11 protein-coding genes, 1 tRNA gene and 1 pseudogene are annotated in these 15,323 nt (G+C 64.7%); 2 read left to right on the top strand and 11 right to left on the bottom strand.

Annotated elements, in window-relative coordinates; all coding sequences use genetic code 11:
- The first annotated feature begins 22 nt into the window (after nt 1-22).
- Nucleotides 23-1,096, top strand: a complete 1,074-nt coding sequence (locus E3D03_RS09520) for an AI-2E family transporter (protein WP_253879866.1) — start codon at nt 23-25, stop codon at nt 1,094-1,096.
- A 14-nt stretch (nt 1,097-1,110) separates the two neighbouring features.
- Here the strand turns inward: E3D03_RS09520 and E3D03_RS09515 are convergent, their stop codons facing one another.
- The 3 genes from E3D03_RS09515 to E3D03_RS09505 all read right to left on the bottom strand — a co-directional run bounded on the left by E3D03_RS09515 (nt 1,111) and on the right by E3D03_RS09505 (nt 5,812).
- Nucleotides 1,111-3,633: a DUF3772 domain-containing protein gene (locus E3D03_RS09515; RefSeq protein ID WP_263566761.1), complete on the bottom strand. Its 2,523-nt coding sequence runs from the start codon at nt 3,631-3,633 to the stop codon at nt 1,111-1,113.
- A gap of 7 nt (nt 3,634-3,640) precedes the next feature.
- The gene (locus E3D03_RS09510; protein WP_263566760.1) at nt 3,641-4,672 is read right to left on the bottom strand and encodes a cysteine synthase A; all 1,032 of its coding nucleotides are present in this window, start codon (nt 4,670-4,672) and stop codon (nt 3,641-3,643) included.
- Nucleotides 4,673-4,750: 78 nt separating this feature from the next.
- On the bottom strand, nt 4,751-5,812 hold the full coding sequence (locus tag E3D03_RS09505) for an NUDIX domain-containing protein (RefSeq protein ID WP_062560960.1): 1,062 nt from the start codon (nt 5,810-5,812) through the stop codon (nt 4,751-4,753).
- A gap of 128 nt (nt 5,813-5,940) precedes the next feature.
- Between E3D03_RS09505 and E3D03_RS09500 the strand changes: the two genes are divergently transcribed.
- Nucleotides 5,941-6,030 (top strand) — tRNA-Ser (locus E3D03_RS09500).
- Nucleotides 6,031-6,309: 279 nt separating this feature from the next.
- On the opposite strand, the gene E3D03_RS09495 is transcribed toward E3D03_RS09500, so the two are convergent.
- The 8 genes and pseudogenes from E3D03_RS09495 to E3D03_RS09460 all read right to left on the bottom strand — a co-directional run.
- Nucleotides 6,310-9,249, bottom strand: a complete 2,940-nt coding sequence (locus tag E3D03_RS09495; RefSeq protein WP_263566759.1) for a type I restriction endonuclease subunit R — start codon at nt 9,247-9,249, stop codon at nt 6,310-6,312.
- Entirely contained in the window at nt 9,249-10,313 is a 1,065-nt protein-coding gene (locus E3D03_RS09490) for a macro domain-containing protein (RefSeq protein WP_263566758.1), read from the bottom strand. Before E3D03_RS09490 ends, E3D03_RS09495 begins: the two co-directional genes overlap by 1 nt.
- A 17-nt stretch (nt 10,314-10,330) precedes the next feature.
- Nucleotides 10,331-10,858 (bottom strand): DUF4433 domain-containing protein, encoded by a 528-nt coding sequence (locus tag E3D03_RS09485; protein WP_263566757.1) that lies wholly within the window; start codon nt 10,856-10,858, stop codon nt 10,331-10,333.
- Nucleotides 10,848-12,266, bottom strand: coding sequence for a hypothetical protein (locus E3D03_RS09480; protein WP_263566756.1), 1,419 nt, complete (start codon nt 12,264-12,266; stop codon nt 10,848-10,850). The genes E3D03_RS09485 and E3D03_RS09480 overlap by 11 nt, the downstream gene beginning before the upstream one ends.
- Nucleotides 12,263-14,401, bottom strand: a complete 2,139-nt coding sequence (locus E3D03_RS09475) for a class I SAM-dependent DNA methyltransferase (RefSeq protein ID WP_263566755.1) — start codon at nt 14,399-14,401, stop codon at nt 12,263-12,265. Before E3D03_RS09475 ends, E3D03_RS09480 begins: the two co-directional genes overlap by 4 nt.
- Nucleotides 14,398-14,667: a helix-turn-helix domain-containing protein gene (locus E3D03_RS09470; protein WP_263566754.1), complete on the bottom strand. Its 270-nt coding sequence runs from the start codon at nt 14,665-14,667 to the stop codon at nt 14,398-14,400. The genes E3D03_RS09475 and E3D03_RS09470 overlap by 4 nt, the downstream gene beginning before the upstream one ends.
- 15 nt (nt 14,668-14,682) lie before the next feature.
- Complete coding sequence (locus E3D03_RS09465; RefSeq protein WP_263566753.1) at nt 14,683-15,072, bottom strand: hypothetical protein; 390 nt, start codon at nt 15,070-15,072, stop codon at nt 14,683-14,685.
- Nucleotides 15,069-15,323: pseudogene (locus E3D03_RS09460) on the bottom strand (recombinase family protein); the annotation flags it as partial. The gene E3D03_RS09465 and the pseudogene E3D03_RS09460, both read right to left, overlap by 4 nt.

Below are 15,323 nucleotides of genomic sequence, written 5' to 3'. Positions count from 1 at the left end.
GTCCTCAGCAACGGGGACGGGATTGAGGCCAAGCGACTCGCAACTGGCGGAACGGTTGCAGACCGGCTTTCTGGGCGTCATCGCCTTTGGCCTGGTGCTGGCGCTGATGGTGCAGGCGCGCTTCATCCTGATCTGCCTGGTCTTTGCGATCATCATCTTTTCGCTGACCTCGGACGCGATTTCCGCCTTTGCCCGGCTGAAGGTGCCGAACTGGCTGGCGACCACGCTGGCGCTGATCGCCATCGCCATCGGGCTGCTCTGGACCGCGACCACGGTGGTGGCGCAGGTCAACGAGGTGCTGTCCACCGCGCTGAACTATGCCGACCGCGCCCAGGCCGCGCTGGAGCGGCTGAGCCAGCGCTGGGGCCCGAACGTGCAAGAGGCGATCAACACCTTCCTCGGCAGCGTCGATTTCGCCGGCTGGATGCGCTCGGCCGCCGGCCAGGCCTCGAACCTGGTCTCGGCCTCGGTGCTGATCCTGACCTTCGTCGGCTTCATGTTCAGCGAGCGGATCTGGTTCCCGATCAAGATCGAGCGGCTGACCGGCGACCCCGACCGTGCCCGGCAGGTGCTAGCGACGGTGCACAAGATCATGCGGCGGGTGAACCGCTATCTGGTGGTCAAGGCCGCGATCAGCGCGGTCACGGCGGCGCTGATCTGGCTGACCTTCCGCTTTTTCGGGCTGGAGCTGGCGGGCGCAGTCGCCATGCTGACCTTTATCCTGAACTTCATCCCGACGCTGGGCTCGATCATCGCCACGGTCATCACCGTCGCCATCGTGCTGGCCCAGACCGGCGATCCGACCACGACGCTGGTGATCGGCAGCATCACCACGGCGGTGCATTTCATCATCGGCAATGTCTTCGACCCGATGCTGCTGGGCCAGACGCTGCGGCTGTCCTCGTTCGGGATCATCCTGTCGCTGGCGTTCTGGGGCGCGGTCTGGGGCATCTCGGGCACCTTCCTTGCGGTGCCGATCATGGTGGCGGTGATGATCGTCTGCGCGCAGATCCCCTGGCTGCGGCCGGTGGCGATCCTGCTGTCGCAGGAGGGCGTGCCCGAGGCCGAGCCGCGCCACCCCCGCCTGCGCGGCTGACCGCAGCGCCAGGATCAGTCGCGGTCGGTGTCGTCGCGGCCGTCGTTGTTGACGCCGGCGGGACCGTATTCGCCGCTTTCATGGCCCTCGAACTCCTGCGTGGGCCGCTGGTCCTCTGCGACCGGCCGCGCGGGCGCCTCGGGCGGGATCGCGGGGGTGGCGGCGGGCGCCTCCTCGGCCGCAGGCTCGGCGCGGTGCAGGTAGATGTCCTGCGATCCCCTGACGATGCCGGGCAGGACGATCCCCGCGGCGGCAAAGCGTTCCAAGATCTGGTGGTTGATCTCGGAGACGACCGAGACGCCGGCATTGATGTCCGACAGCATCGCGCGCAGCTCGTAATTCTGTCCCGTCGGGGTGATGCTGCGCAGCAGGACGGCGGGGGCCGGGTTGACCAGCACGGTCGGCTGGTCCTCGGCGATGTCGCGCAGCAGGGCGGCGACCATGCGGCCGTCCGAGCCGACGCCGACCGTGATCGGCACGATGATCCGGCCCTGCAGGCTGCCGCGCGTCCAGTTCGTCACCGGCTGCGTGATCAGGTTCGAGTTCGGAACGATGATCTGCGTGCGGTCGAAGGTCTGGATCTGGGTGGCGCGCACCGCCATCTTCTTGACCACGCCCTGCTGGCCGCCGACCTCGATCCAGTCGCCGACGGCGATCGGGCGCTCGACCAGCAGGATGATGCCCGAGACGAAGTTCGACACCACCTGCTGCATGCCGAAACCGATGCCGACCGACAGGGCACCGGCGACCACGGCCAGCGAGGTCAGGTTGATCCCGGCCGCGGTGATCGCCAGCAGCGCCGCCAGCCCCAGCCCGCCATAGCCGATCATCGAGACGACCGCGTTCTGCCCGCCGCGGTCCAGCCGCGTCTTGGGCAGGATCGAGCTGCGGAAAGCGCCCTGGATGAAGTTGGTCAGGAAATAGCCGACGGCAAAGACCAGCACGAAGGTCAGGATCGCCATCGGCGACAGCGTGACCCCGCCCAGGCTGAAACCCTGCTGGGTGCGGGTCCAGGCCTCGGCCAGGTCGCTGACCCGCGCGCCCCAGATCAGCGCGAACAGCGGCAGCGAGGCCAAGACCAGGGCAAAGCCGATCAGCGCCGGCATCAGCGCGTCGCGGGCCGCGGCGCCGCCGCCCTTGGCCATGGCATAGAGGTCGCCGATGAAGTCCTGCAGCACGATCAGCAGCCCCGCCAGCCCCAGCGTCATGACCGAGGACCACAGCGCCGCATTGGCCGCCGTGACATAGCCCACCGCCGCGGCCAGCGGTGCGGCCAGCGCCACGATCCGCGCCATCGCGCCCAGGAAGGCTACGATGCGCACGCGGTAATCCGGCGCATCCGACACCTCGGACGGGCGCAGCCGGCGCAGCAGATTCGCCAACTGGAACAGGCAGAAGGCGCCGAACAGGATCAGCAGGAAATGCCAGACTCCGGCCGAGGCCTCGCCCAGCCGTTCCGGCACGGTATTCGCGTCATTGTCGCTGTTGAAGCCCGAGAGCGGCAGCACCGAGCGCGCGATGAGCTGGTGCAGCGCCAGCGACATGGCCAGCAGCGTGGCGCGGAACCGCGACCGCCGCCGCTGCGCCTCGTTCATCGGCAGCGGCGCCTCGCCCGCGGTGCCCTCCTCGGGAAACAGCCGGCGCGCCAGCCAGATGCCGCCGAAGAACGACAGGCCCGAGGCCGGCACCGAGCGCAACAGCGGCATGCCCCAGTCGTCGAAGAGATCGGTGGCGATCAGCGTCGCCGCGGCCAGCATCACCCCGATCAGCGGAATCGCGATCTGGCCCAGCGACACGCCAAAGACCAGCGCCGCGCGCGAGCGTTCGCCGGCCCGCGCCGACAGCCGCGAGGGCAGCGAGTCGATCCAGTGCCGCCCGCGCGTCAGCAGGATCAGCGCCACCAGCAGGAAGCCCCCGACCAGCGGCAGCCGGTCGGTAAAGCCCGAAAGCCCGCCGATGTCGTCCCAGCGGCTCCGCGCCTCGGCATAGATCTGCCGGCCGACATTGGCCGCCTCGACCATCGCCGGGCCCCAGTTCGCGGGGTTCAGCGGCGAAGGCGTCTTGCGGATCAGCGCATGCGCCTGGCGCTGGCGGATGGTCTGGTCGATCTGGGTGACGATGCCGTCGGCGCGGCCATAAGCCTCGACCGCCTGCAACCCCGGCGCCTGCAGGGTCGAGAGTTGCTCGTTCAGCTCCTTGCGGCGCGCGGCGATGTCGTCGGATTCGGTCTGGCCCTCGGCCGGGGGCGGCCCCAGGGCGTTGATCTGGTCCTTCAGCGTCGCGATCCGGGTCGCGTTGATGCCCTGGGCCTGCTTCAGCCGCTCGCGCCACTCGACCACGGAATCGCGGATGGTCTGCAGCCGCTTGTCGTTGGCCTGGTCGGATTGCAGGATCTGCTCGGCCTGGTCGGCGAGCTTGTTCCAGGCGTTGTAATCCGGCGCCTGCGGGTCCTGCGCCACGGCCGGCAGGGTCAGCGCCAGAAACAGCGCGACGACAAGCGCGGCGAGGCGCGGCAGCACGGCAGCAAGACGGGGCATGGGTCGGTCAGTCCTCGAACACTTCGGGCAGATCGGCGGGTTTGCGCGCCATCCATTCCGGCACCGGCAGGCCCTTGGCGCGCAGGAACTCTGGGTTGAACAGCTTGGTCTGGTAACGCGTGCCATAGTCGCAGAGCACCGTCACGATGGTGTGACCCGGTCCCATCTCGCGCGCCATGCGGATCGCGCCGGCGACATTGATGCCGGACGAGCCGCCCAGGCACAGCCCTTCGTGTTCCAGCAGGTCGAAGATCACCGGCAGCGCCTCGGCGTCCGAGATGCGCCAGGCCATGTCGGGGGTGAAGCCCTCCAGGTTCGCGGTGATGCGGCCCTGGCCGATGCCCTCGGTGATCGAGGAACCGGGGCTCTCGAAGACGCCCTCGGTATAGAAGCTGTAGAGCGCCGCGCCTTCGGGGTCGGCCAGGCCGATCTTCACGCCCTTGGGTTGCAGCGCCATGGCGACGCCGGCCAGCGTCCCGCCCGAGCCCACGGCGCAGACGAAGCCGTCTACCTTGCCGCCGGTCTGTTCCCAGATCTCGGGGCCGGTGGTTTCCAGATGCGCCTGGCGGTTGGCGATATTGTCGAACTGGTTGGCCCAGATGGCGCCGTTCGGCTCGGTCCGCGCCAGTTCTTCGGCCAGCCGGCCGGAATAGCGCACATAGTTGTTCGGGTTCTTGTAGGGCTGCGCCGGCACTTCGACCAGTTCGGCCCCGGCCAGGCGCAGCATGTCCTTTTTCTCCTGGCTCTGGGTTTCCGGGATCACGATGACGCTGCGAAAGCCCATCGAGGCGCCGACCAGCGCCAGGCCGATGCCGGTGTTGCCCGCCGTGCCCTCGACGATGGTGCCGCCCGGCTGCAATTCGCCCCGCGCTACCGCGTCCCTGATGATGTAGAGCGCGGCGCGATCCTTGACCGACTGGCCTGGGTTCATGAACTCGGCCTTGCCCAGGATCTCGCAGCCGGTCTCTTCCGAGGCGCGGTTCAGCCGGATCAGGGGAGTATTGCCGATGGCAGAGGCGAGGTCGGGGCAGATGCGCATGGCGTGGCCTTTCGCGGAAGGGATCGCCCTTGGTTTACACGCCACAACCGGATGGCGGCAACCCCGCCCCGGCGCAGGTCACGACCCGCGTCGCAACGCCTCGTGGCGCAGTTCCAGCCACAGCGCCAGGTTCAGCAGCGGCCCGTTGCGGATCTCGCCCGCCAGCGCCATGCGGGTCAGTTCGGCGCGCGGGATCAGGTGGCTGCGGATGTCCTCGTCCTCGCTGTCAAGCCCGCCGATGCCGGCCGCCTCGTCCGGCAGATCGGCGATGCCGATGTAAAGATACAGGTATTCCGCCACCGCCCCCGGGCTGGGATAGTTGTGCGGGCCGGGAATCAGCCTCTCGATCCGGAGCCCGGCCTCTTCGACCGCCTCGCGCAGCGCCGCCTCGGCCGGGGTCTCGAGCGCATCGACGCGGCCGGCCACGGTCTCGTGCAGCCAGGGCTGGGCATCGCCGCGCAAGGCCGGGCCGGCGCGGAACTGGTCGATCAGCATCACCCGGTCACGGCGCGGATCCCAGGGCAGCACCACCGTCGCGTCGCCCGAGACGAAGACCGCCCGCAGCAACTCGGGCGTCCAGCCGCCGCCGTGGCGCAGGTGACGCAGCCGCGCCTCCTCGACCGAGAAATAGGCGGCATATGGCTCGCTGATCGAGAGCAGGTCCCAGCGCCCCTGCCCCGCCGGCCCGACGCCGGGCAAGGCGGCGGTCTCGGCGGCGCGCAGCCGCGAGGCGACCCAGGTCGCGATCATCGGCAACCGGCGCCGGACCTGTTCGGCCGGCTGGTCCTGGGGCAGCGCGAGCAGTTGGTCGGCCATGGCGGCGGCCAGTTCGGGCTGCCAGCCGGTCTGGTCCTGCGGACCCGGACCGTCGAGCGAAGCCCCCAGCGCGTCGCGCCCGCCGACCTGGCAGGGTTCCAGCTTCAGGATCGCGGCATAGCGGCGCAGCGCCGGCGTCCATTCCGCCTGCCACAGCGGCAAGTCGGTTCCGGCCGGTTGCAGGCGCGGCCAGCAGCCGGCCGCAATGCCGGCGCATGGCTCCGGCACCAGCGCATGCCCGACCAGTGGCTCGGCCGGCGTGGCCTCGGGCGCAAGGCGTTGGCGCAGCAGGGGATGGGCCAGCGGCCCGATCAGCAGCGGCATCGGCGGGTTCCTTTTCTGCGGCCGCGACGGGAGTTCAGGACCGGTTGCAAAACTTTCGCGTTTTTGGCGCGAAGCCCCTTGCGCTTCAACCCCGCTGCGGCTAAATCCCCGCCACCACCCAAGAGCGCGGAGAGGTGCCGGAGTGGTCGAACGGGGCGGTCTCGAAAACCGTTGAGCCTTCACGGGTTCCGTGGGTTCGAATCCCACCCTCTCCGCCAGTTGCCCCCGCGAAAGCGTTCTGCCGATCCGGCCGCGGCCGGATTTTTCCGTTGTTTTCAAGGGTTATGCGGGATGGGCTGAACACTGACCCTGCCGCCAATAAGCCTGAAAGTGTTCTCTCGGGGCCGATATTCTCCAGACCTGTTGACTGCGCCGCTTCGGTGAACAGCCTGTAATCATCTGACTATAAACGATTTTATTTCGCGCCAGCGCGGACTCCGATCCCGGTTCCCTTCGCTTCCTATGGCCCCTCACGTCGAACTTTTCCGGTCTCGCCGTTACGATGCATCGGCGTATGTCGCTGTGAAGATCGTTTCGGACAGCCATTTCTTGAACGACGGGTTGTCGGAGAACTGCTTGAACAACTCGGTATGATCGGAGAGCAGCTCGATCACTGCGCGTTCAAGTGCCTTGTCGTGCTCGATCCGGGCGTTCTGCTTGTCCGAGTTTTTCATGGCGTTCTGATACGCCCTGTCCGCCGAGACTTTCGCGGGCAGTTCCTCTGCAATCACCTTCCCGATCTTGTCCTTGTCCTTCCACTCGATATTGCCGAACATCTCGTTGAAAATCTTTAAAATATTGCTCAGGAGATCAAGCTCTGGATCGGGCCGGCCGCCGCCCCCCGTGGTCGGCACGGGCTCGATTTCTGCGTCTGCGTCGGGCAACACGATGGCCATGGTTGCCTGAGCTTCGACCCGATAGCTGTCCATGTCGATTGCCTCGAGAATACCCTTTGACAGGTCCGGCTCCTCCGGGGCCGGCAGCTTCGGCGTCAGGAAATTCAGGAAGATCGACAGCTTCTCCCAATCGGCATTGCTGAAGGGAAGGATCGCAGCCAGGAAGCCGTATGTCCTGGTGAACGCCTTCGCCTTGCCCTTGAAGTCGACCTGTCCGTCCTCGTCGAGGTCTGCCTTGTATACGGCCACGCAAGCGTCGAGGATCGGGTCGAGCTTGTCCCGGTCTGCGCCGCCGAGGTAGAGCGCCACCAAGTCCTCCACCTGTTCCCAAGAATAGACCTGGTAGCCGTCCAGTGAGGCCTTCAAATCGTGCAGCTTGTTAGGATCGGTCTCTTCGCTGAGAATCGTGGTCCGATAGTACGGCTCGAAGGATGCCTTGATGGCGTCGAAGTCGTTCATGAAGTCGAGAACAAAGGTGTCGTGCTTCTGCGGATGTGCCCGGTTCAGCCGCGACAGGGTTTGCACCGCCTTCACGCCGGACAGCGTCTTGTCCACGTACATCGTGTGCAGCAGCGGCTCGTCATAGCCGGTCTGAAACTTGTCCGCGACAATCAGGAAGCGATACGGATCCTTTTGAATCAGCTCCTCGATCTGGCTGCTCGGAAAGCCGTTCATCGTCGCTTCCGTGACCTTCTGGCCGCCATACTCATGTTCGCCCGAGAAGGCGACGATGGCTTGGTACGGGCTCTTGCGTTCCTTCAGATAGGCCTGGAAGGCGTGGAAGTACTGGATCGCGCGCTGAATCCCGTTGGTGATGACCATCGCCCGGGCCGCACCGCCGATCTTGCGGTGCGCGATGACCTGGTCGTGGAAGTGATCGACCATGATCTCGGCCTTCTTCCGGATCGCATGGTCATGGGATTCCACATACTTGCGCAGCTTTTTCTGCGCCCGCTTCGTGTCGAACTTGGGATCGTCCTCAACCGTCTTCATGAGCCGGTAGTAGCTGTCGACCGGCGTGTAGTGCTTCAGCACGTCGAGGATGAAGCCCTCCTGAATCGCCTGCTTCATCGTGTAACTGTGGAAAGGCACGTGCTTGACCTTGTCGCCCTGCGGGACCGGAGCGCCGAATACCTCCAGGGTCTTGTTCTTTGGCGTGGCGGTGAACGCGAAATAGCTGGCGTTCGACAGCACCTTCCGAGCTTCCATCAGCCGGTTGATGGCATCCTCGACCGTCTCGTCCTCCTCCTCGGCGCCATTCGCCGCGAGCGCGATGTTCATCTTCGCGGCAGTGCGGCCGCCCTGGCTGGAATGGGCCTCGTCGATGATGATGGCGAAGGTTCGCCCACGGTGCTCGTCGCCGATCTCGTCGAGGATGAAGGGGAACTTCTGCACCGTCGTGATGATGATTTTCTTGCCGGCCTTCAGGAAGGCGCGCAGGTCGCCAGACTTTTCGGCGTGGCCCACGACGGATGACACCTGCGCGAACTGTTTGATCGTATCGCGGATCTGTTTGTCCAGAACGCGCCGGTCGGTGACCACGATGACGGAGTCGAAGGTCATCGTTCCGGCCGTCTCCAGGCCGATCAACTGGTGGGCGAGCCAGGCAATCGAGTTGCTCTTGCCCGAACCGGCCGAGTGCTGGATCAGGTACCGCTTTCCGGCCCCTACGGCTTCGGCATCGGCCAGCAGCTTGCGCACCACGTCAAGCTGGTGAAACCGCGGGAAGACCTGCTTCGGCGGCTTCTTCTTGCCGCGCTCGTCGACCTCCTCGACCACCTGCGCATAGTTCTCAAGGATGTCGGTGAGGTTTCGCTTCGTCAGGTACTCCTTCCACATGTAGTCGGTCTTCAGCCCATGAGGGTTCGGCGGATTGCCCGCGCCGTCGTTCCAGCCCTTGTTGAACGGCAGGAACCAGGACGCCTTGCCCTTCAGCTGGGTGCACATCCGTACCTCGTGATCGTCCACGGCGAAGTGGACGACGCAGCGGCCGAACTGGAACAGTAACTCCTTCGGACTGCGGTCGCGCTTGTATTGCTCGATCGCGTCTTCGACCGTCTGCTTGGTCAGGCTGTTCTTCAGCTCGAAGGTGGCAACCGGCAGGCCATTGATGAAGACGGCCACGTCGAGCGACAGCTTGGTGGCGTCCTTCGAATAGTGCAGCTGGCGGGTGACGCTGAAGATATTCGCGGCGAACAACACCTCGGCCTTGGCGTTGCCCGGGGTGGGCGTGCCGAAGAACAGCTCCACCGAGCCGGGGCCGTGCTTCACGCCGTTGCGCAGCACGTCGATGACGCCGCGCTTGGCGATCTCGCCCTGCAGCCGGTGCAGGAACTGCAGCCGCTTCGGTCCATCCTCGCCGATGCCGAGCGCCTCGACGGCCTCGGGCTGTGTCGCGTTGAGGAAGTCGGACAGCTTCGTCAGGTCAACGGCGTGGTCCCGGTCGAAATCCTTCGAAGCCCCGGCAACGTAACCCGCCTCGTCAATGAGCGAGCGGACGATGAGGGCTTCGAGGCCTTTCTCGCTGGTGTCCGTCGTCATCAGCCCGCCTGCAATGCACCGGCATCTATCCAGCCCTTCTTCTGAAGGACCTCCGCCGCCAGTGCGACTTGCCTCGGCGAGAACTGTTTCTTGCGATCATTCCACCCGTAGACCTTGGAGACCGCCTCATTGATCGAGTGCGGGGACTCGTGCGTGATCACCCAGTGGACCGTTGACAAAAGCTCAAGCCCGAAAGGCGTCTCGAAGCCTTCGACGAGGCTGGCCACCTTGTCGAAACGGGCCCGCGTGTCCGGATGCTCTCCGAGGAATTCGTCGGCGTCCTTCACCGCTCCCGGCACAAGCTCGAGCTGCTTGTTGGGCGCATCGCCCCCGTCGCGGTAGCCGGAGACGAAATATCCTTCGATCTCGCGCAGGACGTGGGTCAGGTTCTCCGAATACGGGCCGTACGGGCCCTTCACCACCCGGAGCCGTTCCATGGACGGCTCGCCGCTGACTTTCATGAAGTACATGAGCTTGTGCACTTCAAGCAGCGTCACGAACGGATCCAGCAGCCCGCTGAGATACCTGTCCATCAGCCCGACCAGCGCCGCACGGCCGGGGGTCATGTTCGGCGCCGTCTGCCGCCTTGCAATCTGGGCCGCTTCCGGTGCGCCATTCGGCTGGAAGATGATGACATGCAGGTCGTTGAAGCCGCACAGCGCCGCTTCGATCCTTGGTCGGACCTCATTCCAGTCGAGGCCACCCAGCCCACTGCCAAGTGGGGGAATGGCGATCGAGCGAATCTTCTTTTCCCGGATCACGCGCTGCAGGTCCTTCAGACCCGCGTCGATGTCTTCCATACGGCTCTTGCCGCGCCAGTGACGCTTGGTCGGGAAATTAATGATGTATCGCGGGCTGGTCAGCTGGCCGGTCTCGAAGACGAACATATGGCCGGGCCGGACTTCATCACGCTTGCAGGCTTGCTCGTAGGCGCGGAAATTCTCTGGAAACGCGTTCTTGAACTGAAGCGCGATCCCTCGGCCCATTACGCCGACGCAGTTCACCGTATTCACCAGGGCGTCGGCATCAGCGGCCAGAATATCGCCCGTCTTGTATTCGAACATCGCTGCCTCCCTCCCCATCAATAGTACCAATCCGGCTTGATTTCGACATGCAGCTTATGGCCCGCCGCCTGCAAGGCCGCTCTGACCTGCCCGTAGACCTGCTGCGACCTTACCCCGATCCGGGTCACAAGCTGCCATGGAAAAGCCCGTTCCATGAGAAATTCCGCCTGCTTGCCTTCCTTGACCGAGCGCGAGATGCCGTTCCCCGCCCAGCGGTTCGTCTGGACCGCGTCCCAGTTGATGGCATCAAGCTGCCCGAGGTCGGCCCTGTCCTCGAAGTAATAGGCCCCGGCGTTCGACAGGGTGAAGGCCCAGCGGGACCGGTTCTGATCCGCCCAGGCCACGCTGTCGCGCAGGTCGGCCTCCAGATGGACGATCGGTCCCTGGCCGCCGCGATAGGCAAGCTCGGCATGGTTCGCGCAATGGATCAGATAGAGCATGATCGAGCGCGGGCAGAAGTAGAAGGGCACGCAGCCGCCGACCCGCAGGCCGGGATGGCTGGATAGATCTTCGGGGCGGCGGGCGGCGGCATGGTCAGTCCTCATCCTCCGCCAGTTCGTCGGTGCCCTCGGCGTCCAGGTCCTCGTCCAGCGCGTCGTCCTCGTCGATGGCCGGTTCGTCGGCGGGTGCCACGATCTCGATGTGGCGCACGTCCAGTTTGCCGGTGACGACATCGGCGATCAGGCGTTCACGGTATTCGCGGATCAGTGCAGTCTCACTTTCCAACCGAATTTGCAGTTGGCTGAGTTCGTGAGTCTCATCCTCAATATGCTCCAAAATCTGCCGTTGCTCGATAATGCCCGGAGCGACAATCGAGATGCCACCCATTGTCGGCGTGTAGAGCCGATTGAACCCATCGCCAATGCCTTGAGAGCGTATCGCGAATTGCTGAACGAATATTGGCGTCTTGAAGAGTGTCGCAAGATATTCCGCGTCGCAGTCTCCAGTCGGCACAAACACCGCGTAATCTGGGCTGACCATACCTTCTTCACTTGCCAGCCCGAACATTCCTGACCATGCTTGCATCCGGTTCATTACAATCTCGCCCGGCAGGCACACTTTGTAATTCGTAAAATCTGCCGCGCTCGCCGGTCGGCTGGCTACATCAGAATGTCGAACAAGACCATGCTTCCGCGTAAGCGATAGCAATTCGTGCTGGCCCGTCCCGCTTCTGGTATCCTTTTCGCGAACGACATTCTTTATCCGCTTCACCTCCCAATGCACCGGAACTTCGGGCATCCAGTCGATGCCGGTGGGCTTCATCGGGGCGGCGGGGTTCAGGCCGCGCGTGACGGCGCGGTTGATGATCGCCTGGCGTTGCTCGTTCAACAGCCCGATCAGCCGCCGCTTGTTGCGGATCAGGCGGGCCGTCCGACGACCGTGGGCATCGAGATACTCCGCGATTCGCGCCTGCTCCCCGGTCGGAGGAAAGGCAGACGGCATCTGCTTGAACTCGTCCCAATAAAGCCGGTTGCGATCCGAGACGATGCCCCGCGAGAACTTGTTCACCTCGCGCGTGTAGGCGGATGTGCGGAAAAGATAGGTGAAGTAGCGCGGATCGACCCCGGGGAACGGTCGCGCGACGACATAGGCCGGGCTGATCAGGCCGTCCTCGGGTGCGACGCCCACCGCGCCCTGCCACATGCGCATCATGTTGTAGGCGATGTCACCTTTGGCGGCACGCTTGTACTTGCTGCGATCCGCCATCTGCTGTTTCCGCGCGCCGTTCTCCATGTCACGGACCCGGACGCCCGTGCGCAGCGAAACCTCCAGGATCGGCAGATCCTCGAAGCCGGTCTCGACTCTCTCGGCAAACAGGCGGCCGTTGCGCCGTACATCCCAATGGGACGGGATCGCGCCGAGCCAAGGCAACCCGCTGTCGCGATAGGAGGCATAGGGGGCAAGTCCCCCACATTCCGCCGACGGTGCCAAGGTGAGCGCGCGCGCCGTCATGCGCCCCGGCCCCCGATCAGCACATCCTCCAGCAGGCCCTCGGCCTGCCTCTCCAGCGCGCGGATGTCCGCCTCGATCTGGTCCAGCGAACGCAGCGGCTGCGGCTTGTAGAAATGCCGGGTGAAGCTGATCTCGTAGCCGATCACGGTCTTCGAGGCGTCGATCCATGCGTCGGGCGCATGGGGCAGCACCTCGCGTCGCACGAAGGCTTCGATGCCGCCATCCTCAAGGAACGGCACCTGTTCGGTGTCCCGCAGGTCGCTATCCGGCTCGTATTCCACCACCACCGGCTTGCCGTCGATGCTGGTGCGATAGCTGCCGTGCAGCGCGTCATGGTCGATATCGGCGCCGGGTTTCGGCTTCGTGACCTTGCGGATCACCGGCGCTGCCTCGGCCGCCTTCACCCCCAGCGCCGACATCAGCAGCTTCTGCCGCTTGGCGGTCATCCGGATGCCAAGCCCGGCGGCCGCCGCCTCAACCTGCTCGGCGAGGCGGTTGAAGTCGAGATGCGGGCCGGCGCCCGCATGTTCGGCGACGGCCTCGACAGCGCGCGCCAGATCGGCCTCGCCCACATCGGCGCAGGACTTGCGGAAGCGGCGCAACGCGACGTCCGACAGTTCGACCTTCAGGCGCAACGGGCGTTCGATGGTGGCCTTCCAGTAGCCGAACGCCGCGTTGGGGAAAATTTTCGACGTCTCGTCCTCACGGCCCTGCATGAAGGCGTCGGTGATCCGGCGAAGATCGTCGGGCCCCAGTTCACAGTTCTTCTTGCCCAGGTTCTTGCGCAATGGCCTGAACCAGGACGTGGCGTCGATGAGTTGCACCTTGCCGCGGCGGTGTTCCGCCTTGCGGTTGCTCAGCACCCAGATGTAGGTCGCAATCCCGGTATTGTAGAAGATGTTCAGCGGCAGGGCGACGATGGCCTCCAGCCAGTCATTCTCGATCACCCAGCGCCGAACGTTGCTCTCGCCCGATCCGGCGTCGCCGGTGAAAAGCGACGATCCGTTGTGGACTTCGGCGATGCGGCTGCCGAGGGGCGAGGCCGTCTTCATCTTGCTGAGCATGTTGGCCAGAAACACCATCTGGCCGTCGCTGGAGCGGGTTATCAGGCTGAATTCCGGGTCGCCGCCATGTTCGATCAGGAAGCGAGGATCGCGAATGTCCTTCTTCCCGCCCATGCGTTCGAGGTCGGTCTTCCACGATTTGCCATAGGGCGGGTTCGACAGCATGAAGTCGAACTCGTGGGACGGGAAAGCGTCCGACGAGAGCGTGGAGCCGAATTTCATGTTCTCGGCTTCGAGCCCTTCGCCCTTCAGGATCAAGTCGGCCTTGCTGATGGCGAAGGTCTCGGGGTTGACCTCTTGGCCATAGAGATGGACCGAGACCTCCTTGCTGTGCTCAGTCGCGAGCCTGGTGAACGTCTCTTCCGCCACGGTCAGCATGCCGCCGGTACCACACGCCCCGTCATAGACGAGATAGGTGCCCGACTGGATGTCGTCGGCGATCGGCATGAAGATGAGATGGGACATGAGCTCCACCACGTCGCGCGGGGTGAAGTGCTCGCCGGCTTCCTCGTTGTTCTCTTCGTTGAAGCGCCGGATCAGCTCCTCGAAGATCGTACCCATGGAGTGGTTGTCGAGGCCCGGCAGGCGCACGGTGCCATCGGCATGCAGCACAGGCTTCGGGCTGAGGTTGACCGATGGATCGAGGAATTTCTCGAGCAGGAAACCGAGCGCGTCAGCTTCGACCAGGGTCGGTATCTGATTGCGGAACTTGAACTTGTCCAGCACCTCCTGGACGTTCGGCGAGAAGCCATCGAGGTAAGCTTCAAAATCCGCCTTCAACTGCTGGCGCCGCGCGCGGGATGTGAGGTCGCGCAGGCGGAACTGCGAGGTGTTGTAGAACGCTTCTCCAGAGGCTTGGCATAACGCGGCGTGCTGATTGGCAACGCCAGCCTTGTCGAGCTGCGTCTTCATTGCGAGCACGGCGTCCTTGGTTGGCTCCAGCACCGCATCAAGACGCCGAATCACCGTCATCGGCAGAATGACATCCCGATACTTTCCCCGGACATAGACGTCGCGCAGGATATCGTCGGCGATGTTCCAGATGAAATTGCTGATGTTCAGTTCACTCAATGCCCGCCCCCGGAATTATCTTGCGCAGCCTGCTTCTGCTGATCGATCCATGCGTCCAGATCGGCCCTCTTGAAGCGCCACGAGCCTGCAACCTTGAAGCCGGGCAGTTCACCCCTCTTGGCCAGGCGGTAGACCGTCTTTTCATCGACGTTCAGGTAGCCAGCGACGTCGCGAACAGTCATCGCGGGTTCGGGCTGCATAACCATCCCTGTCCTCTCGAAGATTTCGGGGATCCTAGCAGGGTAAGCCGGGGCAAGCCAGTCCATCAGTGCCCATTCTGGTCACTGCTTGTTATCAAGGGCCCCTTGCGCTTGCCACTCCAATGGGAACGGCTCTATCAACCGCGCCAGCGTCACCTCCGGCCCCTGCCGCCCGTCGAGAATGGCCTCCACGATGTCTGGCGCAAGCAGCGTCAGTCGTAGAAGCCGGGTGACGTACGACACCGCGATTCCTTCACGCTCAGCCAATTCAGCGATGGTGGTGACCTCACCCGACTCGAGCATCCGCTTCCATCGGAAGGCCCGGGCCAGCGCCTTGACGAGGGCATTGTCGGGGCGGCGCTGAGTCGGGACGTCTGCAGGCAGCTGCATCTCCTTCCGTCCGCCGCGCTTGATGATGCGGAATGGAACGTGGATGGTGACGGTGTCGGGGATCGGCGTGGCGCGGGTCATGCGGCAGCTCCAATGTCGGTGGTGATTTCGCGCGCCAGTGTCGCCAGCCCGTCCATGCGCAGGCGGACGTTCAGCCCTTCGGTGCCGATCTCGACCCGCTCGACCAGCAGCCCGACGATGCGCGCCTGCTCGGCCGGGAAGAGTTCGTCCCAAAGGGGATCGAGCCGGGTCAGCGCCTCGCGGGCGTCGGTCTCGGTGATCTCGCCATCCTCCGCCCGCGCCGCCTTCCATGTCCCCGCCACGATCTCCGG

The sequence above is a fragment of the Paracoccus sp. DMF genome (assembly GCF_004407025.1).
Lineage (GTDB): Bacteria > Pseudomonadota > Alphaproteobacteria > Rhodobacterales > Rhodobacteraceae > Paracoccus > Paracoccus aminovorans_B.
Note: the sequence above shows the minus strand (reverse complement) of the source record. Positions and strands in the feature narration are given on the sequence as shown.

Coding starts and splice junctions, on each gene's coding strand:
- E3D03_RS09480 (WP_263566756.1), bottom strand. CDS start 12,266: ATGACGGCGCGCGCGCTCACCTTGGCACCGTCGGCGGAATGTGGGGGA.
- E3D03_RS09490 (WP_263566758.1), bottom strand. CDS start 10,313: ATGTTCGAATACAAGACGGGCGATATTCTGGCCGCTGATGCCGACGCC.
- E3D03_RS09470 (WP_263566754.1), bottom strand. CDS start 14,667: ATGGACTGGCTTGCCCCGGCTTACCCTGCTAGGATCCCCGAAATCTTC.
- E3D03_RS09485 (WP_263566757.1), bottom strand. CDS start 10,858: ATGAGGACTGACCATGCCGCCGCCCGCCGCCCCGAAGATCTATCCAGC.
- E3D03_RS09505 (WP_062560960.1), bottom strand. CDS start 5,812: ATGCCGCTGCTGATCGGGCCGCTGGCCCATCCCCTGCTGCGCCAACGC.
- E3D03_RS09515 (WP_263566761.1), bottom strand. CDS start 3,633: ATGCCCCGTCTTGCTGCCGTGCTGCCGCGCCTCGCCGCGCTTGTCGTC.
- E3D03_RS09510 (WP_263566760.1), bottom strand. CDS start 4,672: ATGCGCATCTGCCCCGACCTCGCCTCTGCCATCGGCAATACTCCCCTG.
- E3D03_RS09495 (WP_263566759.1), bottom strand. CDS start 9,249: ATGACGACGGACACCAGCGAGAAAGGCCTCGAAGCCCTCATCGTCCGC.
- E3D03_RS09465 (WP_263566753.1), bottom strand. CDS start 15,072: ATGACCCGCGCCACGCCGATCCCCGACACCGTCACCATCCACGTTCCA.